At 57.5% G+C, this 20,965-nt stretch carries 16 protein-coding genes; 7 read left to right on the forward strand and 9 right to left on the reverse strand.

The window, feature by feature from the left end; genetic code table 11:
• Positions 1–50: 50 nt before the first annotated feature.
• Entirely contained in the window at positions 51–968 is a 918-nt protein-coding gene (locus DSM3645_RS06345; protein ID WP_002651243.1) for a DUF1559 domain-containing protein, read from the reverse strand.
• A 70-nt stretch (positions 969–1,038) separates the two neighbouring features.
• Entirely contained in the window at positions 1,039–1,470 is a 432-nt protein-coding gene (locus tag DSM3645_RS06350) for a carboxypeptidase-like regulatory domain-containing protein (RefSeq protein ID WP_002651244.1), read from the reverse strand.
• Between the two features lie 417 nt (positions 1,471–1,887).
• On the opposite strand from DSM3645_RS06350, the gene DSM3645_RS06355 reads away from it, so the two are divergent.
• Positions 1,888–3,375, forward strand: a complete 1,488-nt coding sequence (locus DSM3645_RS06355) for a MauE/DoxX family redox-associated membrane protein (RefSeq protein ID WP_002651245.1) — start codon at positions 1,888–1,890, stop codon at positions 3,373–3,375.
• 10 nt (positions 3,376–3,385) lie between these two features.
• Here the strand turns inward: DSM3645_RS06355 and DSM3645_RS06360 are convergent, their stop codons facing one another.
• The 4 genes from DSM3645_RS06360 to DSM3645_RS06375 form a co-directional block, all read right to left on the reverse strand.
• Positions 3,386–4,360 carry a transporter gene (locus tag DSM3645_RS06360; protein WP_161603301.1) on the reverse strand — a complete coding sequence of 325 codons (975 nt, stop codon included), beginning with the start codon at positions 4,358–4,360 and terminating at the stop codon, positions 3,386–3,388.
• Positions 4,361–4,527: 167 nt separating this feature from the next.
• Positions 4,528–4,959, reverse strand: coding sequence for a hypothetical protein (locus DSM3645_RS06365; RefSeq protein ID WP_002651247.1), 432 nt, complete (start codon positions 4,957–4,959; stop codon positions 4,528–4,530).
• 61 nt (positions 4,960–5,020) lie between these two features.
• On the reverse strand, positions 5,021–5,929 hold the full coding sequence (locus DSM3645_RS06370; RefSeq protein ID WP_002651248.1) for a DUF1559 domain-containing protein: 909 nt from the start codon (positions 5,927–5,929) through the stop codon (positions 5,021–5,023).
• Positions 5,930–6,272: 343 nt separating this feature from the next.
• On the reverse strand, positions 6,273–7,088 hold the full coding sequence (locus DSM3645_RS06375; protein ID WP_002651249.1) for an MBL fold metallo-hydrolase: 816 nt from the start codon (positions 7,086–7,088) through the stop codon (positions 6,273–6,275).
• Between the two features lie 352 nt (positions 7,089–7,440).
• On the opposite strand from DSM3645_RS06375, the gene secA reads away from it, so the two are divergent.
• Together secA and DSM3645_RS06390 are read left to right on the forward strand one after the other, a co-directional pair.
• The gene (gene secA, locus DSM3645_RS31685; protein WP_002651251.1) at positions 7,441–11,151 is read left to right on the forward strand and encodes a preprotein translocase subunit SecA; all 3,711 of its coding nucleotides are present in this window, start codon (positions 7,441–7,443) and stop codon (positions 11,149–11,151) included.
• A gap of 134 nt (positions 11,152–11,285) precedes the next feature.
• A complete protein-coding gene (locus tag DSM3645_RS06390; RefSeq protein WP_002651252.1) occupies positions 11,286–12,596 on the forward strand; it encodes a 3-deoxy-D-manno-octulosonic acid transferase in 1,311 nt (436 codons plus the stop codon).
• Here the strand turns inward: DSM3645_RS06390 and DSM3645_RS06395 are convergent.
• The gene (locus DSM3645_RS06395; protein WP_002651253.1) at positions 12,571–13,815 is read right to left on the reverse strand and encodes an alpha/beta hydrolase family protein; all 1,245 of its coding nucleotides are present in this window, start codon (positions 13,813–13,815) and stop codon (positions 12,571–12,573) included. The two genes, DSM3645_RS06390 and DSM3645_RS06395, sit on opposite strands and share 26 nt — an antisense overlap.
• A gap of 256 nt (positions 13,816–14,071) precedes the next feature.
• Between DSM3645_RS06395 and DSM3645_RS06400 the strand changes: the two genes are divergently transcribed.
• Positions 14,072–15,079, forward strand: a complete 1,008-nt coding sequence (locus DSM3645_RS06400; protein WP_002651254.1) for a methyltransferase — start codon at positions 14,072–14,074, stop codon at positions 15,077–15,079.
• 6 nt (positions 15,080–15,085) lie between these two features.
• Here the strand turns inward: DSM3645_RS06400 and DSM3645_RS27800 are convergent, their stop codons facing one another.
• Entirely contained in the window at positions 15,086–15,538 is a 453-nt protein-coding gene (locus DSM3645_RS27800) for a carboxypeptidase-like regulatory domain-containing protein (protein ID WP_002651255.1), read from the reverse strand.
• A 58-nt stretch (positions 15,539–15,596) separates the two neighbouring features.
• Complete coding sequence (locus DSM3645_RS06410) at positions 15,597–16,580, reverse strand: DUF1559 domain-containing protein (protein WP_002651256.1); 984 nt, start codon at positions 16,578–16,580, stop codon at positions 15,597–15,599.
• Between the two features lie 442 nt (positions 16,581–17,022).
• Here DSM3645_RS06410 and metK point away from each other — a divergent pair, with 442 nt between their 5' ends.
• The 3 genes from metK (at position 17,023) to DSM3645_RS06425 (ending at position 20,960) form a co-directional block, all read left to right on the forward strand.
• The gene (gene metK, locus DSM3645_RS06415) at positions 17,023–18,201 is read left to right on the forward strand and encodes a methionine adenosyltransferase (protein WP_040351658.1); all 1,179 of its coding nucleotides are present in this window, start codon (positions 17,023–17,025) and stop codon (positions 18,199–18,201) included.
• Between the two features lie 109 nt (positions 18,202–18,310).
• Complete coding sequence (locus tag DSM3645_RS06420; protein ID WP_002651258.1) at positions 18,311–19,231, forward strand: hypothetical protein; 921 nt, start codon at positions 18,311–18,313, stop codon at positions 19,229–19,231.
• A gap of 328 nt (positions 19,232–19,559) precedes the next feature.
• Positions 19,560–20,960 (forward strand): UTP--glucose-1-phosphate uridylyltransferase, encoded by a 1,401-nt coding sequence (locus DSM3645_RS06425; RefSeq protein ID WP_002651259.1) that lies wholly within the window; start codon positions 19,560–19,562, stop codon positions 20,958–20,960.
• Positions 20,961–20,965 lie beyond the last annotated feature (5 nt).

Below are 20,965 nucleotides of genomic sequence, written 5' to 3' on the forward strand. Positions count from 1 at the left end.
TGCGATCCGCCTGAAGGTTTGGGCGGATCGCATTCCGTTCTGTTAATCACTTAAAACTCACCCAGAACTTCGCCTCCTTGCGTAGTCGAGAGCGCTCGCCAGGTATCAAGCTGGATGTTCTCGGAGATGAACCGAGCCGAGCCGTCGCAGCGCAGCGCTTGCACGCCGCCGGGGTGCCGACTGCGTGAAGCCATCATGGTGGGATTGCTGGTCGACGAAGCGGTGCAGGGGAGATTGGCCTGGGGATCGGTGTGGCAAGTGCCGTTGTAGGCGTCGGGCTGCGACGTGTTGGGGGGTAAATAGGTCGTGAACTGCGATGCGTCTCCCCACCAGGTGAAACCGCGCAGATCGGTTCCTTTGCCTTGCAGCACTTCGGATGCGAGCAGCGTGTTGGATGTGCCGTCCACGATATCGCGGAACCCGTAGAACTTGTCGAGGGTGCTGGAGTTTTGCGAGAACGGAGCTTTGCCAAAGGTAACGCCGTTCAGGGTCGCTTGCTGAGCGTATCCGGTGTTACCGTAGTTGACGGCGTAGTTGTGTGAGGTCAGGTTCACCCCGCTGGTTGCGATCGGCGCGTTCGGTTCGTCGCTGGGGCAGGTCAGCGTAGCGATGCGCGTGCTGGTGACGTCGACGTTGGGCGCGCTGCTGTACCGATAGTCGGTGTCGTACATCTTCTGCTCATAGTTGTTGTACAAATTGCCCAATTCCATCTGCGGCAAGATCGCCAACTGCCAACTCCCCCAGCAGCAGCCGTTCACGCCGGCCGGCAGGTTGTTGTAGGTGTCGTGATAGGTGTGCATCGCCAAGCCGAGCTGCTTCAAGTTGTTCGAGCATTGCATCCGTCGCGCCGCTTCGCGGGCTTGCTGCACTGCCGGTAACAGCAGCGCGATCAAGACGCCGATAATTGCGATGACGACTAACAGTTCGACCAAGGTGAACCCGCGTGTTTTGTGGTGCGGAAGAGTCATGGTTTTGGTTCCCGAATCGTAAAAAGAAAGGAGGAATGCGCGCTATGAGTTTTGTCGCGTCGCGGCGCCGTTAAGGAATCGCCAGGTCAAAACGATTTTCGCCGCCATCTTCGACGACCACGGTTTGAGCGCTTTTGGTGTTCCAAGCGGCGGGAACCCGTTCTTGGGGCTCACGACGCGACTCGCCGGGAGCTTCTCCTGCAGGCCAACCCAGGGTGGTCGGATCGGGGCTGTAAATCCGCACGGTATAACTTCCCGGCGGCAAACCCCGTTGTCTCGAGATTGAGAACTCGCCGTTCTCAATCACGGCGCCGCCGCTTGTTCCTTGCGCCGAGTTTTGCGTTTCTAGTGAAATTGAGCCGCGATCTAGCGGCTGGCCTTTCAGCGTGACCGAGCCGGAGACCGGTTGTCGATTCAAGCTGTCTTGGGGCGATCCGCACCCCAGAAGGAACGGCAGCAGCCCAGCGGCGACTGCGCATCCAAATCGAAGACCACCATGCATAAATGCACTCCTGGAAAAGATAGAATGTATGGATTGCACGATGAGGGCGATATCGCAAGTGTCCGCCGCTGATAGGGACCTGTCTAAAGGGCGTGGGGCGGCTCGATTAGATGTCACGATATATCAGCTTTTGCTATTCTTCCATAGAATGCTGGGTCAGGCCAGCCATTTCATCTCCGCTTCTGACAATTTCTTGTCAATCCGCTCGGGAAATAGCCACGGGACCAGTCTAGCGCGGGGACGAATATTCAAGCAGGGGAAAACGCTTGCTCCTGGAAGGAGATTGTTCCCGGCCCATTCGGATGGACATCTTGCTCAGGTTGTGGCACAACAACATTGCATCCTTGCCAAACGAAGTTCGATTTCAACCTTGCTGGCGCTGTCGCGGTCGCCGCCCAACACGGAAAATAAAGTGCTGTGGCTACTCGCTCTTTCAACCCGGCGGTCGATATCGCGAACATGCTGGTCCAACCGGCGGAATCTAAGTTTTGGGCCGGTCTGACGAAGCTGCAGTACGGCATGTTGGTCGTTTGCGTCAGTGCTCAAACGGCGACGATTCTTTTTACTTGGCCGCTCTGGCAGGTGCGCCAGGCGCCGGTTCATTTGCCGCTGATCGATCTGCCGCAGATCCCGTTTGGATTTTGGTTGCTGGCGACGCTCGTCGTGATGTTGCTTCGCCCGCGATTCGGTTTGGGGATTCATGTCACGACTCTCTTGATCTCGTTTGTTTTCGATCAGTTTCGGACGCAGCCGCAGTTTATCGCGACGGCGGTGTTGATGGCCGCGACTGTGGACGAGCGCGGGCTGCGTTTGGTGCGCTGGTTTCTCGCTTCGCTCTGGACCTGGGCCGGGCTGCACAAGTTGCTCTCGCCTGATTGGTTCAGTTTTAACGCTTGGAATATGACGTCATCACTCGGGCTCGATCCAACCGAGTTCGGCGAAGCTTTCGGTTGGTGCGTGGGGCTGGGAGAGTTGAGCGTCGGTTTACTGGCGATCTTGCGTCCCCACTGGGCGGCGATCCCCTGCGCGCTGATGCATGTGGGGATTGTGCTCTTCCTCTCGCCGCTGGCGTATGACTGGAACTATAGCGTCATCCCTTGGAATCTTTGCACAGCCGTCGTCGGTTGCTGGTTGTTGGCCAGCGTTCCGCAGCGGTTGCCGGAGGTCGGTTGGGAGTGGGCCGCCGCGGCCGTAATGCTGATCTATCCGGCCGGATTCTACGTTGGCTGGGTCGATCATGGCGTCGCCAGCGTGCTGTATTCCGGCAACTTGCCCGACGCGCTGATCACCTCGGAGTCAGGTCTTGAACTGGTGGAAGGTTGGGGAGACTTGAACGTGCCGTTTCCGAACGAGCGGCGATTGCTGCGGCAGTATTTCGCGCTGTCGGCTCCGCCTGGCTCGAAGTTGCATATCGCCGATACGCGGTATGCGCTGGACGATTTGTACTATGTCAAAAAGCCGGACGGCCAGATTGCTCTGATCACGCTCGACGAGTTTCACGCGGATGCGCCTGGAGTCGTCGCCGGCGTCGGGCTGGACGATCAGCACTCCGTTTTTCTGTTAGGAAACCGAGGCGTAGTGATGTTAAAGCGAACCGAACACGCGCCGATCTATGCCGCCCGAATCGAGCCGGACGTCTATCGCGCCGACTTACTGCGACTGTTGGCCGGTCTACCCAATCTAGAACAGCTGGATCTGTCTGGCTGTGCGATTACCGACGCGGATCTGCAGCAACTGCCGATCATGCCGAAGCTGGAAGGGATCGGATTGGCCGATACCAAGATTTCGGACGCCGGCTTAAACGCTTTGTTGCGGCAACCAAAGCTGACCTATGTCGAAAGCGAAGGATCGTTGATCACGCCTGCGCGGCTAGAGGATTTTGAGCGGAAGCGAATGCAGCCCTGATGGAGTCGCTCTAATAAAACCGGACCGAGACCCCGCTGCCGACAAACAAGTCATCGGCGGCGTCGTTCAGGCCGCCGCCGATGCGGATGTCCCACTGGATGTTGTCGCTGATCAGATAAGTGAAGCCGCCGTTGAGATAATGTTCCGGCAGCATCGTCTCGGCGCCGTGGGGGAAGAGAGCGTACCATTCGGTATAGCCGCCCAGTTTGTCAGTCAGTGAATAACCGATCGTCCATGACTGGGCCCACTCGGTATAGACGTCGTTGGTTTCTTCATCGACGGCCGAATTAAACTGCGTGCTGCCGGCGGTCGAAATGGTCTCGCACAGGTCCCAGCCGTAGAGCCAGTTCAGCCCCGGCAGTACGCGGTCCGCAGTCATCTCGTCGGCGCCGGTTGGAACGACCATCTGCGGGATCAACGCTGTCTCGGGCAGGATTCCTTCTTGCGGCGTCAGGCCAATTTTGAAGCCCAAGTACAAGTCTTCGCTGCCGACGATGTCGTCCAATTCGCTCGATTGATGGCCGTAGTTCCACGCGATGCGAAACTCGAGCCAATCGGCCCAAACGCCGTAACGCAGTAGCGTCTCTGGATAGGAATGCGAATCGGTGGTCGTGGTTCCATCGTTGTCATGGATGTACGTATAGCCCATTTCAATTTGGGCGACGCCGCGGCCGACGGTCGAACTTGCTTCGGTAAAATCAGGGCGGTCGGTCACCAGCGGCTCGTCAAGATTGGGCCCGCCGGTGAAGCTTGTTCCATAGCTCCACTGCATCAGCGCGCCGCGCCGTTGGCACGCGCAGGGACCATAAGTACGGACGATGTTAGCGGCCGAATCGCAGGGGTCAAAACAGGTCCCGCTCAAGCAAGAACGGAACGCGGCGTGGGACGTATCGTCGGCGTGAACTTCGCGTCCCCACAGGCAGCAACCCAGCGCGAGCGCAAGGGAAACCCGTTTCCAGCGTGGGAAAGTAGATGGACGCGACATGCTGACAGTCCTGCAAGGAGACCAAGTCGAAGCGATGCGGACGACGTGCCGGCGCATTTCAACTTCAGTCGCTGAGCTTGCAGTTAGTATCGGCGAGCCCTTCGCTTTTGATTGATCAAAGCGGGGGTTTCTTCGGTTGTCGCTAGCAAGTCGGATCGTCGTTCCATTCAGTCACGCATCTCGATCTGGAAGTGATTCTTCTCTCCCTGTTTCACCTCAGCCGTGATTCCGCTGGTGGAGAAGCTCATATATTTCTCGGGAATAAGCGACTTGGGCGCCAGCATTTCTGTATCGGGTTGGACCGGCGCGGCGATTCCGGCGTCATGTTCGGTCGCATTGATCAGCACTTCATGCATGCCCAGGATTGCGCCATCTCCATTGCGGTAAGTCGTCAAAGTGAAGCTGCCGTCCGTCTGAATCACGCCGGTCGCAGGCGAACCGGCTTTCGGACGAAAGCTAACGGTGCCGTAAGGAAGCGGTTTACCGTTGTAGAGAACTTGGCCGGTCGCCGGCGCTGTCTCGAGTCCGTTACCACCACCGCAGCCGCAGAGCAAAATGCAGAGGCCGACCCCTGCCGCTATTCGATCGAATCGATACATCGTATTCTCCGTGGACAATCGTCTCTCGCCGGTCAGACAACAACGGCGTGTTGCATCAGCGCTAAGGAAGCTGAGCAGTTTCACCGCCGTTGATCGTCGCTAACGAACGATAGACGTCAAAGTCGATCGTCTCTGGCAGAAAGTGAACGCTGGCGTCCGCCACGGCAAAATTGACTCCGCCTGGATGCAGGCTGGTGAAGGGCAAATGGTTGAATTTGACCCCGTCCAAGCGATCGCGTCGTGAATTGATGGTGTCTTGATAGATCGCCTTCGTGCTGTAGAAGGCCTGGTTGGTTAAGCTCCCAATTACCCAGACGCGGACGTTACCAGGAAAGCCGCCGTTGGTCCCTGATTTATCACGATGAGTATATTCGCCGATCATCACCGTGTTGCTGAGGCCATCGGTCACTTTCGCCGCACGACGTGACCCGTCAATGCGAAAAACGCCGTTGCTAGGGAACTTCCCGTGATTCGACTCCGTGAGATCTTGATCCAAGGCCGCATTGTTGTAATAGACGCCGCCCACAGCCTGGTAAGTAAACATCGCACCGTCCGCATAAGCCGTCGTTGAAGTGTTGACCGGCAGCCCATCAAAGCTGGGACAGTAGAAGGCGCTGACTTGCGCCTTGCGAACCGTCGCGTTCTGCGAAGCGTCCGGCGACTTCGTGAAGTCGTACTTCTCGTAGAGTGCAGTCTGTTCTAGAAACGGCAGAATTGCGACCGCGAAACTATGCGAATTCCACGTGCTAGTCGCTGCGATGTAAAACGCGCCGGGGGGTAAATTCTCGGAATAGGTGTCCATGTAGTTGTGACAAGCCAATCCCATTTGCTTGAGATTGTTGCTGCACTGCATCCGCCGAGCCGCTTCGCGGGCCTGTTGGACGGCCGGCAGCAACAGCGCAATTAAGACGCCGATGATCGCAATCACGACCAGCAGCTCGACCAGAGTAAATCCTCGCGTTTTGCGCATCAGGGAGACTCCTGCAAGAATGGATAAATGAGGGAGAAAAGTAATCGCCGATGATATGGATAAGAGCTTGCTGCGCTGGGAAATGTTTGTAGAGATAATCCCTAGCAATTAGACCCCAGACAAAAAAATAAGCCCAATAGCGGGGTGTGGAAAAAAACGCCACACTAACGGGATATTAGGGCGATTGTATCCGGCTTGGCTTATGCGCTAAATAGATGACGATAGAAAATACAGAAAATAGTTCAGTAGAATGGAGCCTCTGTGCGGATCGATGGACGTTCTAGCGAATCACTGGGGCGGTTTCGCGAATCCAGACGCCCGACAGACTAAGCAACGTCGCCGCTTAAGAGAGCGGGATCTCTTGTCGATCGTACGCTAGTTGCATGTGGTCAGGCAGCTTGGCGTTCGTCTCTTGATGATCCATGCGGCAGGAGATATGGGTAAAATAGGTCTGCTTGGCGCCTATTTTTTCGGCCATCGCGACCGCTTCGTCGAGCGAAAAGTGGGTCGGATGAGGATCGAAGCGGAGCGCGTCGAGGATCAGCACGTCGAGACCTTGCAGCAGCGCAAAACTCTCTGCGGGAATCTCATTGGTGTCGGTGCAGTAGGCGACATTGCCGATCCGGAAGCCGAGGACTTCAAAGCGGGGGCCATGTTTCAGGCGAATCGGCGTTACTTGGGCGCCGAGTACGGTAAACGGGTTGAGGCCGATACGTTGGAACTCTAGCGCCGGCGTCGCGCCGACATGGGTCGGAGTTATCTCTGAGAATGCGTAGCTAAAAGCGGCCCGAATTTGCCGCTCTACGTTCGGTTCGCAATAGAGCGGGACCCCGTGTCCAAGATAGAACTGAAATACGCGGAGGTCATCCAGTCCATAGAGGTGATCGGCATGTTGGTGGGTGTAGGCGACGGCGTGAACGATGCCGATCTCTTCGCGCAGCAGTTGGGAACGCATGTCTGGCGGAGTGTCCACCAACAGATTTCCTTCGGGAAGGCCCCAAATGACCGAGCAGCGCATCCGCTTGTTGTGCGGATCGCGGCTAGTACAGACGGGGCAACCGCAGCCGATCGCCGGCACTCCGACTGAGGTGCCTGTCCCGAGCAGGATCAATTTCCCGCGAATATCGCGAGTTTTTACTGGTTTGACGACGGAGTTCAAAGCGGCGACGACCTAAGGTGTTGAGGAAACAAGCGTTTGGGCAAGTCGCTCAGCGTTCGACAAGCTGGACTGGATGATTGTTTCGGTCCTGGAGTCGGTTTTCAACCGCAGGACCGTCGATCCGACCGATCTTCAGGCAGTTGCAAGATTTGGCGATCAAGATTGACCGATTTTCAGCGAACAGCCCTAATGGCCCCGATCGAAGCGCGGTTGACCGAGTGGTATAATCCTTATAAGCTACCCAGCGGAAAGGGTTTGCGCACATTTTGCCGGCGAAATTCGTGTCTTCTTCCGGACGTTTTCGCATCTGGCCTTTCCCTCCTTTTTAGACCCGACATAAGCAAAGCGACCGATGGAGTATTTGGAACGGATTTGGGAGCAAATTTGCCTGTTTTTCGGCGGTTTGCTCAGCGGCTTTGAGCGACTGATCACGTCGATCTTCGGATCGTCGAATGCTCGGTACGTGAAACGCCTGCAATCCACAGTCGACGCGATCAATGCGCTCGAATCAAAATACGAATCGATGAGCGAAGAAGAGCTGCTCGATCAAACGCGGCTCTTTAAACAGCGCCTTACCGCAGGCGAAACGTTAGACGACCTGATGGTCGAAGCGTTCGCCGTTTGTCGGGAAGGGGGCAAACGCTTTCTCGGCATGCGCCATTACGACGTGCAGATGCTCGGCGGCATGGTGCTGCACAGCGGCGCGATCGCCGAGATGGTGACCGGCGAAGGTAAAACCTTGGTCGCGACCCTCCCGGCCTATCTGAACGCGTTGGAAGGCAAAGGAGTTCACGTCGTCACGGTGAACGACTACTTGGCGCGTCGCGATATGGAGTGGATGTCGCCGCTTTATCGCGGACTGGGCCTGACGGTCGGCGCGATTCAAAGCAACATGCCGGTTCACGAGCGGCAAATCGCTTACTCGCTCGATATCACCTACGGTACAAATAACGAGTTCGGCTTCGACTATCTGCGCGACAACATGCGCCCCGCAGCGCGCGGCGACGAGCGCTTCCCCAAAAGTTGGCAGCAGTCGCAAGGTCGCTTGAACTACGCGATCATCGACGAAGTCGACAATATCTTGATCGACGAAGCGCGGACGCCGTTGATCATTTCGGGTCCGGCGAACCAAGACAAAGGCAAATACGAAGTCGCTGACAAGATTGCGCGCACGCTGAAAAAGGAAGTTCACTTTGAAGTGAACGAAAAGGATCGCAGCACGAACCTGACCGACGAAGGCGTTCGCGAGGCGGAACGCCTCGCCGGCGTCGAAAGCTTCTATACCGCCGGCAACATGGAATGGCCCCACCTGATCGACAACTCGCTCAAGGCGCATTTCCTTTATATTCGCGACGTCAACTATGTGGTCGAAGATCGCAAAGTGGTGATCGTCGACGAGCATACCGGTCGTAAGATGGAAGGTCGGCAATGGAGCGACGGCCTGCATCAAGCGGTCGAAGCGAAAGAAGGCGTGCCGATCAAAGAAGAGACGCAGACGCTGGCGACGATTACGTTGCAGAACTTCTTCAAGCTGTACGACAAGATCGGCGGCATGACCGGTACGGCGATGACCGAAGCGGGCGAATTGTGGAAGATCTACGAGCTGGAAGTGATCGCGATTCCGACCAATCGCGAGATGAAGCGGATCACCCACTCTGACATCATCTACATGTCAGAAAAGGAAAAGTACGAAGCCGTCGCGGACGAGATCGAGCGTTTCCACAAGTGGGACGTGCTCGAGATGAAAGATGGCGGCGAACGCTGGGGCAAGCTGATTCGCGAAGACGAGAGCGTCGTCGTCTTTGAAGAAAAAGGGGGCAAGGGCCGCACCGAATTCCCCCGCGCTCAGGTTCGTCATATCCAGAAAAAGGGACGACCCATCTTGGTCGGCACCGTCTCGATTGAAAAGAGCGAACGCTTGTCGCACTTGCTCGAACGTCGCGGCGTTCGCCATCAGGTGCTCAACGCCAAACAACACCGTCGGGAAGCCGACATCGTCGCTCAAGCGGGACGCATCGGCTCGGTCACGATCGCGACCAACATGGCCGGTCGCGGTACCGACATCGTCTTGGGGGGCAATCCTGAGACGTTGGCGTGGGCGCAGCTGCAAGACAAATATCCGACACGTCTGGAAGTGCCGGAAGAAGAGTGGGAAACGCTGATCGCCGAGATTGAATCGCGCGAAAAGATGAAAGAAGAAGGCAAGGTCGTCCGCGAACTGGGCGGTCTGCATGTGATCGGCACCGAGCGCCACGAGTCGCGACGTATCGACTTGCAGTTGCGTGGTCGTTGCGGTCGCCAAGGCGATCCCGGCAGCAGCCGCTTCTTCTTGTCGCTGGAAGACGACCTGATGCGGATCTTCTTTGGCGATTGGATCCGCGGCTTCCTGATGAGCATGCCAGGCGGGATGAAAGCCGGCGAAGCGATCGAAAGCCGTATGGTGACGCGCCGCGTCGAAGGCGCCCAAAAGAAGATTGAAGAACGCAACTTCGACATTCGTAAGAATCTGCTCGAAAGCGACGAAGTGATGGACGAGCAGCGCAAGCGCGTCTATGGCTTCCGCCAACGAATTCTCGATGGCGACGACTGCAAAGAGCTGATCCTCGACATGGTCGAACGACAGACCGACCGCTTTGTCGACATGCTGTTGGCCAAAGATTACGGCGTCGAAACCTTTGCGCGTTGGGCCGGGATCGAGTTGTCGTGTGAGCTGGATCCGCGCGACTATCGCGGGCTCGACATCACCGCCGCCGCTGAGCACGCCAAAGACGAAGCCGAAGGTCAGGCCGAATCCAACGTGATGGCCGCGATCGACGAAAATCTCCCCTCCGAAGAAGAAGAGTCGGAATGGAATTGGCAAGCGATGGCCCGCTTTTCCAATTCGATGTGGAAGACCAACTTCAGCGATCGCGACCTGAAAAAGGTGGGCCGCGATCATGTCGATACGCTGCTGGTCGAAAGAGCTCGCGAGCAGATCCAGAAGGTCGATTTGACGGAAGGAAAGAAATTTCTCGATCCCGATTTCGGCTACAAGAGTCTGGCCGGCTGGGTTCACTACAAGTTCGATTTGCAAATCGCGGTTGAGGATCTTCGTGAGAAGAGCAAAGCCGACATCGCCGACATGATTGTGAAAATGGCGAAAGAGGCCTACGAACAGAAGGAATCGCAGTATCCGGTTTTGGCGGGGCTGTACAAGTTCAGCGACAAGTCAGGCGGTCGTTCGCGGTTGGATCGTGAAGGTCTGGTCGATTGGGCGGCGCGGCGCTTTGAAATCAAAATCGATCTCGAAGATATCAAGAGCAAGCAACGCGATGAGATTCAGCGCTTGCTCGAAGAAAAGAGCCATGGACATAGCCGGCAAGCTGCCGAGAAGATGCAGAAGGTCCGCGACAAGGTCGCATCGATCTATGAATCGGGCTCGGACCATCAAACGTTGGCGATCGTCAGCGGCGGCAACGGCAAGTTGAACTCGCTCGCCGACTGGATCCGCACGACGATCAACAAAGAAGTCGCCGCCGATGAGTTGGCCTCGCTTGATCGAGCCGAACTCGAGAAGCGTTTGATTCGCGAAGTCAACGAACGCTATCGTCCCGAAATGACCCGGATGGAGCGCAGCGTTCTGCTTGAGCTGATCGATTCGATCTGGAAAGATCACTTGCTGGCGATGGATCATCTCAAGAGCGCCGTCGCGTTTTCGGGTTACGCCCAAGTCGACTCGAAGGTCGAGTTCAAACGTGAAGGCATGCGTTTATTCGAGAGCATGTGGCAGTCGATCGGCGAACGCGTCACCGACCTGGTCTACAAAATCGAAAGCCTGAACGAGGATTTCGTCAGCTCGACCTGGACCGAAACCGAAGCTCGCCATGACGAAGCAGGTTCGGCCGCGGCCGAGTTGGCCCGTCAACAGCAAGAGAACAACGAAGGTTCGACCCCCGGCGAAAAGGAAGTCGTCGAACCGATTCGCAATGTTGGCAAGCGGGTGGGACGTAATTCGCCTTGCCCGTGCGGCAGCGGCAAAAAATACAAAGATTGTCATATGGGCAAAGATCGCGGAGTTACGTAGCATACCTGCCGACAAACAGAGAGCGGAGCCTGCCGGCGCTCCGCTTTCGGTTCCCCCCTTTGACGCGTCGCTAGAACTGCTCGCCCCGTCGCGTCGCCGCTGTGCAATGAGACGGGCCCGGGAAAGGATTCCCCATGGGTTGGCTACTCAACTTCGTCTATCTTGGCGCCCTCGTCGCGGCTGTTCCGTACTTCGCCTGGTCGACGTTGGTCCGCGGGCGTCGTCGCGGTGGGCTGTTGCCAAAATTCTTGGGCCTTGTCGAGTTTCGCCAAGGGGATCGTCCGTGCGTTTGGCTGCATGCGGTCAGCGTGGGCGAAGTCAATCTGCTAGCGACCATCATTCAGGCGATTCGCGCTGAAACGCCCCATGTCGATATTTACGTCACAACGACAACGCATAGCGGATACGAGTTGGCTCGCGCTCGCTATGACGATTGCCTGGTCAGTTACGCTCCGCTCGACTTTAGCTGGGCGGTCAAAACGGCGCTGCGGCGGATCCGTCCGCAGACGCTGATCCTGGCCGAACTAGAAATCTGGCCCAACATGATCCAGATTTCGAAGCGCCGCGGCGTCAACGTGGTGGTCGTGAATGGTCGCTTGAGCGAAAAGAGCTATCAAGGCTATCGCCGCGTCGGGTCGCTGTTGCGGCCGATCCTGCGAAAGCTAGACTGCATCGCGGTGCAAGACTGGGCCTATGCCGAGCGGTTTATCGCTTTGGGAGCGCCGGCCAAGCGTGTGATCGCAACCGGCTCGTTGAAATTTGACGGCGCGGAAACGGACCGTCGCAATCCCAAGTCGCAGCGGTTGCGACGATTGGCGCAGATCCCCGCTGAAGCGATTGTCTTTCTCGCCGGCAGTACGCAAGCAGGCGAAGAAGAAGCGGCGCTCGACGCGTTCGTCTCTGCAGCGCCGCGTCATCCGCAGTTGCGGTTGATCCTGGTGCCGCGGCATCCGGAGCGTTTCGACGAGGTCGCGGCGATGTTGGATGATCACAACGTCAATTGGTCGCGGCGCTCTTCGCTGGAACAGAGCGTCGTTGATCCGACGGCCCATGTTCTGCTGATCGATACGGTGGGCGAACTTGGCGCCTGGTGGGGGCTAGCCGACATCGCCTTTGTGGGCGGCAGCTTTGGGCGCCGCGGCGGGCAAAACATGATCGAACCGGCCGCCTATGGCGCGGCGGTCAGCTTTGGCCCCAACATCAAAAACTTTCGCGACATCGTCCAGTTGCTGCTCGACGCCGACGCCGCCGAGATGGTGCAAGACGAAGCGGCGCTGGTCGACTTTGTGGGACGCTGTCTCGATGATCCGCAGCGGCGTGCCGTCTTAGGCGAAAACGCACGACAAGTGGTCGCTTCGCAATTGGGCGCTGTAGAGAACACGCTCGAAGTGATCCGCCCTTTCTTGCCGCCGGCCGAAGTTAGTCGTCGACGGATGGCGGCGTAGGTTCTGGCTGCTCGCTGTTATCCTTCATCGGATCGGCTTGTTGCTTGAGCCAATCGACGGCGTGCGAGACGCCGATATCCATTATTGATCCTTCCATGTCCTTGCTTTCGACCTGATCCAACGTGACGTTGACGTGGTGCTCTTTTAACAGCTCGTAAAAAAACGGGATCTCGTCGATTGTTTCGGCTGGATCTCCTTTCCCGTCGAACAGAAAGACGGGGCACTGGATTCGGTCGGCATGGCTGCTCGGTAATTGCTCGCGATCGACGGAATCCCAAGGCGAAAGATATTCTCGCGCTCTCTCTTCGATATCGATGCAAGGCGCCAAAGCGATGCAGCCGGCTAATCGCGGCTCATTCTCAGCCAGCAGCAAAGCAGCCGATCCGGCGGCTTCGATCCCCGCGACATAGATCTGCTGCGGATCGACTTGTGGCAAGTTACGCACGGCGTACTCGATGGCGGCGCGACCGTTCGCCACGCCAAAACAAGCGTCATCAAATCGCTTGCGAGCACGGTTTAAGTATTTCTTGTACTCGTCTTTGGGAAGGTCAAACGCATCCTTGGGAAGTTGGCCATCGAGCGAAAAAACAATGACCACATAGCCGGCTTCGACAAACGGTTTCGCCTCGAAGAACGAAGCGGTGGGGAAAACCGGGTAGCCCGCGACGACATTCGCTCGCGCAGGAGGCATCACCACGCAACTCAAGGTTTTGTCCGCATGCTCGCCAGGCGGTAAGTAAATGCGTAGTTGCATTCGTGAACCGGGGCCTTCTCCGGTTTTGGATTGGACCCATGTTGTCGGAAAGTTGAAAGGAGGAGTTTCGGTGAATGCTCCCGGCGGCGGCAGGTCGGGATAAGCAATATTGGGGAGACGATTCTCGACTGCATTTCTCACCTCGAATTCCGCTTTGCGTTTGGCGTTTACCGCACGCAGTTTTGATTCTTCCGCTTGCTTGGCGAGCGGATCGTCCCACAGCAACGTCCAGAACTGGCCGATCGTGCCGGCGGAAAAAGCGAGCACGAAAAAAATAGCGACGAAACGAATCAGCTTTTTAAACTGTCGAACGCTTAGTTCCCCTTCCTGCTCGGGGCGCGGCTGGGATGTCGCCGGGACCATAAGCGACGCTTCGCAAACGTCGCAGGTGAACGTCTGGCCGACCGTTTCTTCCGCAACATCAAAAGGCCGGCCGCAGTTGGCGCAGGTGAAATAGATCGACATGAGAAGACCGCTTGAATTAGAAGAGCCGGATGATTTGTGTCCGAGCGACGCTCCTTTATCTTGATGGTATCGAACTGGGTTTTCAAACGGTAAGTTTTTTTTCGGCAGAACCGCGTAGCTACGTTGTTTGCGAGCAAATTAACCGATCCGCAGAAGCGGGGGCCCCCGGTTGCACCGGCTCGCCAGCTGCGTTTGGTAGTCGCTAGAATGAAGGTCTGCCGTTTCACAAAGCGAGAATCTCAGGGAGCTCGATTCGATGACGAACGCTTCTCCACACGATCAGTTGATGCAGATGATTTGCGGTTATCAAGTTTCGCAGATCGTCCTAACGGTGGGCGAGTTGGGGTTGCCCGACTTGCTGAAGCAGGGACCGACATCGGTCGAAGATTTGGCGCAAGCGTGCAGCGCCAATCCTGACCGGCTCTATCGGTTGTTGCGCGCGGCGGCGTCGCTCGGAGTTTTTACAGAAACGGAGCCGCGCGTCTTTGCGGCGACTCCCCTCTCGGAAATCTTGCAAAGCGATCATCCGACCTCGTTGCAGCCGTTGACGCTAATGATGGGCTCAGAGCATTACGCTGCCTGGGGGCGATTGCGCCGCGCCGTGCAGTCGAATGAGAACGAGTTTGAGCAAGAGTTTGGACTGCCGTTTTTTGATTACCTGAGTCAACACCCCGAATCGGCCGCGATTTTTGACGCCGCGATGACCAGTATTCATGGTCGCGAAACGGCGGCGATTCTCGAAGCTTATGACTTCTCCCAATTTGGCCTGATCGCCGATGTCGGCGGCGGCAACGGATCGAAGTTGATCGCGCTGCTTACGAAACATCCGCAAGTTCGCGGCATGCTGGTCGATTTGCCGCATGTGGTCGAGCGGGCCGCTCCCAATTTTGTCGCCGCAGGGGTCAACGAGCGGATGACCTTGATCGGCGGCGACTTCTTTGTCGAAGTGCCCAGCGGCGCCGACGCTTACATGATGCGGCACATCATCCACGACTGGGATGATGAGAAGAGCACGCTGATTCTGAAAAACTGTCGCGCCGCGATGCAACCGGGACAGAAACTGCTGCTGGTCGAATATGTCATCCCCTCGGGCGACGAACCTTTTTTCGGGAAGTTGCTCGACCTGACGATGATGCTGATCCCCGGCGGCAAAGAACGAACCGAAGCCGAGTATCGCGATCTGGTCGCCGGTTGCGGTTTTCAATTGCAGCGCGTGATCCGCACCGATCAGCCGATTTCAATCTTGGAGTCGACGGCGATCTAACCGCGACTACTTCGACTTGATTTCAAGCAGGACAGGCTCCATCCCCGGCGTTACGTCGACGATCAGATCGGTTGTCGCGGGGGAAGAATATTTGACCGGCGTCACGAAGGAGACGCCTTGTTCGAGATTGCCTAGCGATTGCGTCTCGGACAGTTCCTCGCTGTTGCTCGGCGCGGCTTGGGCTTGCCGCTTGGTTGCAATTTTGACAATTGTCACCTTGTAACTGCCGGCAGGCAGGCCATCGCCTGCGGTATACGAAGCAAGCGTAAATTGTCCGTCGGCGTCTGTTTTGCCGGTAGCAGGTCGGCCCCCGGTCACAGGGCTGAAGCTGATCGCTGCGTCCGCTAGCGGTTGACCATCGAGAGTCACGGTCCCTTGCAGCGGTTGTAGTCCGCCGCCGGAACAGCCCAGCTGGATGGCGGCGATCAAGAGCAAGGAAAGTCGATATTGGGCGAGCATGGGAAATCGATCCAAGCGTGATGGAGCATGTGGTGATGTCGAATTGGCGGAGCGACGACTACAACTCGTTGACCCGTCCGTCGTCCCGCTGTCCGAGACGTTGGTACGCATCGTGATTGACGGTTTCGGCGATCAACGAAACGGAGCCGTCTCCTTTCAGGAATTGAGCGCCTCCCGGATGGAGCGAACGAAAGCCGAACTCCAAATTCCAATTGCAGAGCGAGTAACAAGTATCGCCGCCGGGCGCTTCGGCCTTGGTGCTGCAAGTATCGGTATTGATGGGGATGAGCGTCGTCGCCAGGCCGTTGCCATTATTGGAGTGCGCCCAGCCTTGGCTGTTGTGGTGCGAGCATTGCGGGCGAACTTCGCCAAAGTAGATCGTGTTCGATAGTCCATCCGTCGTCTGAGAGAACTTGCCGATATACTTATTGCCGCGACGCGTAAAGGGACCGGCCGGATTGGTTTCGCCGTGACTGGTATCGATACGGAAGCCGTTCATCGCCGCGCCCTGAGAGCAAAGACAGTCTGGATTGCCGGTGGAAGAGACGTTGCTGGGGCCATAGTTGGCCGAGTAATTATGGCAACCGATATCGGTCCCCGGCACGACGCCGCCGGTGGTGTCGCTGGGGCAGAGGTAGGCCGACACGATGACCTGTTTGAATTTTTTGGTATTCGCCGGGCTATCGACGTATTGCTCGTGGATCGACGTGTTGGAAGTAAAGTCCATCCTGTCGTGCAGCGTCGACAACTCGAGAAACGGCAAGATCGCCACGATCGCGGAACCACGTTCTGGATTGGGCGTCGTCGCCGTCGACCACGGCGTGTCATGCGCCCAATATCCGCCGGGGGGGAGTGACAGGAACGTATCGTGGTAGTTGTGGATGGCCAATCCAATCTGCTTCAAGTTATTGCTGCAGTGCATCCGTCGCGCTGCTTCACGCGCCTGTTGAACCGCAGGCAGCAACAGAGCAATCAAGACGCCGATGATCGCGATCACAACAAGCAGCTCAACGAGCGTAAAGCCAGATCGATTTGACTTCATGATTCAGTACTCTCGCAAAATGGCGTCAACAGGGAGAATCAGGCCTTAATCGGCGGATAAGAAGTGTATTTATAGCATATGCCAGCAATTGCGTATACGAGGAATTCACCTCAGTTTTGAGAATCCTTTCGACCTTGCGGCTCATTGGTGGGGGGGCTGGCCTTCGCCGATCGTAAAGTCGCGTAGGGCTCGGCAAGCCGCCGTCCCTCGTTCGGTGGTCAGCTACAGCCCTGCCGGAACCTAGGAGCGTCGCTTTACTCGGCGGGACCTGAACGGCAGAGCGGCTTGGAGTCTTGGGAATGAAGAATCTCCCCAAGTTGCCCTCATCCGCCGTTGTTCAAACCGACTTAATATTCCTATAATGCGCGTTTTGCTGAATCGTTCCCTTCCCATTCGGGGGCCGGGGGCGCAGTCGCGTATAATCGGTTAGGAGTGGGATCTAGTGGCTTCTGGAAAGTACTTGTTCACAAGCGAATCTGTCAGCATGGGCCATCCGGACAAGATGGCGGATCAGATTTCTGACGGCATTCTGGACGCTCTTTTGGCCCAGGATCCGATGAGCCGCGTCGCATGCGAGACGCTGGTCAACACTGGCCTGGTCGTCATGGCAGGCGAAATCACTTCCAAAGCGGTTATCGACTATCAAGACGTCGCCCGCTCGGTCGTTCGCGACATCGGTTACACCGATGACAAAATGGGCTTCAACGCCGACACTTGCGCCGTCATGGTGACGCTCGACAAACAGAGCCCCGACATCGCGCAAGGCGTGAATGAAGACAGCGAAGCCGGCAAGCAGATCGGCGCCGGCGACCAAGGCTTGATGTTTGGCTACGCTTGTAACCAAACGCCGGAACTGATGCCGTTGCCGATTTCGCTTTCGCACAAGATCTTGAATCGCTTGACCGAAGCTCGCAAAGCAGGCGAAGTCAACTGGCTCCGTCCTGACAGCAAGAGCCAAGTCACGGTGCAGTTTGACGGCGACAAGCCGGTTCGCATCGACACCGTCGTCGTTTCGACGCAGCATTGCGATTCGGTCACCAACGCCGAGATTCGCAGCTATGTCATGAACGAGATCGTGAAGCCGCTGCTGCCGGCCGAACTGGTCGACGGCGATATCACCTATCACATCAACCCGACCGGCAAGTTCGTGGTCGGTGGTCCGATGGGCGACTGCGGTTTGACCGGTCGCAAGATCATCGTCGACACTTACGGCGGCTGGGGCCGTCACGGCGGCGGCGCCTTCAGCGGCAAAGACTCGACCAAGGTCGATCGCAGCGCCGCCTATATGGGCCGTCACGTCGCCAAGAACATCGTCGCCGCTGGTTTGGCCGAACAATGCGAAGTGCAGCTCGCCTACGCGATCGGCGTGACCGAACCGGTCAGCGTCCATGTCGAAACCTTCGGCACCAACAAAATTGATGACGCTCGCATTGTAGAGCTGATTCGCGAGCACTTCCCGCTCAGCCCCGGCGGCATTATCGACTACTTGGATCTGCGTCGCCCGATCTTCCGCGCCACCGCCGCTGGCGGGCACTTTGGCCGCGAAGAATTTTCGTGGGAAAGCACCAAGATGGCCGCTACGCTCGCTTCCGACGCCGGCGTCGCCGCCGCCGCCAGCTAGTTCACGAGTCGTTTACCACGGTAAACCGACTTGCACGCTCAAAACCTTCCTGCCAAACTACCGCGGCAGGAAGGTTTTTTCCTGCGCCTCACCGAATGGATTCGTACGGATGTCTGACCAGCCCCCCAACAGCGAAGCTCGGCTCTTACTTTTGCCGACCGCTTGGATCGGAACCATCGCTTTAGCGCTTGCATCGCTGCAAGCGATCTGGCTGCGGTTGGCCGGTTGGTCTTTGGTCGACGTCTCCGGCTTCGCTATCTTTTTCGCGGCGATCGCGTTGGCCGGGGTTGCTGCTGCGATCCGCGCATTGTGGCTCTACGGCGGACGATGTCGTTCGCTGCCGCAGGCCGAGTTCGCAATTGCGCTGGCGCCGTTGATTTGCTGCATCGTTTTGGCGGCCGCGTTGACTAGCAGTCAGATGTCGGCGTTTGTCGTCTTCTTGCTCTGGTTTGTCGTGGCCGCCGAAGAGGCGATTACGCTCCTCTTTTTCGTTCCGCAGATCTTGCCTGCCCGCTTTCAGCGTCCGCTGACCAGCGCCCGCGAAGAACTGCGTGCGGCGCATACTGCGGACGAGATCGCGGCGGCCAAGCCTGCGGCGAGTCGCCGTGTTGGTGAGTCTCGCGAATCGCGTTCGCCGCTGATGCCGACGCCGCCTCCGGCCGCCGATGCCGAGGACAAACTGTGGCGGTTTGATGAAGCCGAGACGCAGGGCCCGCATTTTGTAGCCGGCAACGTCTCGCAACAATTGACCCGCGCCCACGAAGCGACCACCGAGGTCGTCTACGGTTATCTACGAGCCGATTTCGCCGCCGGCGAGCGACATCAAACATTGCACGTCGCGTTTTGCCCGCCGCTGGCCCACATTCCAGAAGTCGAGATCTGTCAGGTCGATGGGCCGGAAGTTTCGGTGAAGACGACCTTGGTCGAAGCGCACGGCGCCCGGGTCGAACTCCGCCGCAGCGGCGGATTGGACGAAGCGGTTTCGGTGGTGCTTGAACTGCATGCGGCCGCCGAGAACGGCGAACAGTAGGCATGCTGCTTTGGGGAAGCGCGAGCCGCGGACCCGCGTGGTAGAATCGGAGGCTGTCAACTTGTCTCTCGATCTCTTCTCGATGACGCTTTTCGGAAATTCAACTCTAGTTCTTGGAATGTTCGCGAACGCGCGGTTGTTCCATTTCTCAAACCGCCAATAATGGGTGTTTTGTAGGGGAAGCCGATTATGGCCCGGTGGCCGCGACATGCTTGGACGACAATGGCCACGTATGGTTTGATATTTGTCGGTTTCCCGCTCCTTTGCCTGGCGGCGTACGCGTTTGTACAGGGCTGGCTTTGGTAACTTCGGAATAAGGCCTGACGAAATGTCGATTGATCCGCAACTCACCGCAAAACTAACCGACGCCGGCGAGCAGGAACTGTTGAGCTATCTGCAGTCCGCCGATCCGCAGGTCGCCGCCCAACTAGCGGCGCAATTGGCCGCAGTCGATCTGGCGGAGATCGCCGCTACGTTCGCGAAAAAATCGGAAGCGGCCGCAGGACCATTGGAGATGGCCTCTCCGCCGGCGATTCGTCTGGATGACGTCGCTCCGCGCATCAACGAGGCCGAAGCGATCGCCGCCGGCGAGCAACTTCTGTCGGCCGGCAAGGTCGCCGCGCTGTTGGTCGCCGGAGGGCAGGGGACGCGACTCGGGTTTGACCATCCCAAAGGGATGTTCCCGATCGGTCCGGTCACCGATCGCATGCTGTTTCAGATCTTTGTCGAAAAGTTGATCGCGCGTGGAAATCGGTACAACGCGGCGATCCCGCTCTATCTGATGACCAGCCCCGCGACGCATGACGAAACGGTCGAGTGCTTTGCGGCGAACAACAACTTCGGTCTGCCCGACTCCCAACTCAAGATCTTCTGCCAAGGTACGATGCCGGCGATCGACGCCGAGAGCGGCAAGTTGCTGTTGGCTGGACCCGATCAACTGGCGCTTAGCCCTGACGGACACGGCGGCACGTTGGCGGCGCTGGTCAAAAGCGGTTGCCTGGCCGATATTCAAAGTCGCGGGCTGGAAGAGATCTATTATTTTCAGGTCGACAATCCTCTGGCCGATGTTTGTGAGCCTCTCTTTTTGGGCTATCACCGCTTGAGCGGCAGCGAGATGTCGACCCAGGTCGTCGCCAAACAGCGTCCCGAAGAAAAAGTAGGCGTCTTAGTCGAAGTCGACGGCCGTCTGCGTTTGGTCGAGTACAGCGAACTGTCGGAAGAGTTAGCGGCCGAGCGCGACGCGAGCGGTTCGCTGAAGTATTGGGCCGGCAACATCGCAATTCACGGACTGAACGTCGACTTTTTGGGCCGGATGGCGGCCGACGCCGAGAGCTTGCCCTGGCATTTGGCGAGTAAGAAAGTCCCTTACTGCACTTTTCAGGGAGAGCAGGTCGATCCGCAGACGCCGAACGGGGTGAAGTTCGAGCGTTTCATCTTTGATTTGCTTCCGCACGCCAAAAATGCGATCGTCGTCGAGATCTTACCGTCGACCACCTTTGCGCCGGTCAAAAACGCCGATGGCGCACCGAGCGACACGCCGAGCGCCGCCCGCGCCGCATTAACGGCGATTTATACGAGCTGGCTCACAGAAGCTGGAGTTGCGGTCGAGTCAGGCGTTCCGGTCGAGATCAGTCCGCTGTTCGCTCTGGACGCAGAAGAGCTAAAATCGAAAGCCGATGGAATGTCGCCGATCGTTGAACCAACGGTCTTAGGCGATTCGTCAGAATAGGAACG

It is taken from the genome of Blastopirellula marina DSM 3645 (assembly GCF_000153105.1).
Lineage (GTDB): Bacteria > Planctomycetota > Planctomycetia > Pirellulales > Pirellulaceae > Blastopirellula > Blastopirellula marina.

What these genes read in the sequence shown, in the direction of transcription:
- DSM3645_RS06345 (WP_002651243.1), bottom strand. Translation starts at nt 968, where the DNA reads ATGACTCTTCCGCACCACAAAACACGCGGGTTCACCTTGGTCGAACTG.
- DSM3645_RS06350 (WP_002651244.1), bottom strand. Translation starts at nt 1,470, where the DNA reads ATGCATGGTGGTCTTCGATTTGGATGCGCAGTCGCCGCTGGGCTGCTG.
- DSM3645_RS06360 (WP_161603301.1), bottom strand. Translation starts at nt 4,360, where the DNA reads ATGTCGCGTCCATCTACTTTCCCACGCTGGAAACGGGTTTCCCTTGCG.
- DSM3645_RS06365 (WP_002651247.1), bottom strand. Translation starts at nt 4,959, where the DNA reads ATGTATCGATTCGATCGAATAGCGGCAGGGGTCGGCCTCTGCATTTTG.
- DSM3645_RS06370 (WP_002651248.1), bottom strand. Translation starts at nt 5,929, where the DNA reads ATGCGCAAAACGCGAGGATTTACTCTGGTCGAGCTGCTGGTCGTGATT.
- secA (WP_002651251.1), top strand. Translation starts at nt 7,441, where the DNA reads ATGGAGTATTTGGAACGGATTTGGGAGCAAATTTGCCTGTTTTTCGGC.
- DSM3645_RS06390 (WP_002651252.1), top strand. Translation starts at nt 11,286, where the DNA reads ATGGGTTGGCTACTCAACTTCGTCTATCTTGGCGCCCTCGTCGCGGCT.
- DSM3645_RS06395 (WP_002651253.1), bottom strand. Translation starts at nt 13,815, where the DNA reads ATGTCGATCTATTTCACCTGCGCCAACTGCGGCCGGCCTTTTGATGTT.
- DSM3645_RS06400 (WP_002651254.1), top strand. Translation starts at nt 14,072, where the DNA reads ATGACGAACGCTTCTCCACACGATCAGTTGATGCAGATGATTTGCGGT.
- DSM3645_RS27800 (WP_002651255.1), bottom strand. Translation starts at nt 15,538, where the DNA reads ATGCTCGCCCAATATCGACTTTCCTTGCTCTTGATCGCCGCCATCCAG.
- DSM3645_RS06410 (WP_002651256.1), bottom strand. Translation starts at nt 16,580, where the DNA reads ATGAAGTCAAATCGATCTGGCTTTACGCTCGTTGAGCTGCTTGTTGTG.
- DSM3645_RS06420 (WP_002651258.1), top strand. Translation starts at nt 18,311, where the DNA reads ATGTCTGACCAGCCCCCCAACAGCGAAGCTCGGCTCTTACTTTTGCCG.
- DSM3645_RS06425 (WP_002651259.1), top strand. Translation starts at nt 19,560, where the DNA reads ATGTCGATTGATCCGCAACTCACCGCAAAACTAACCGACGCCGGCGAG.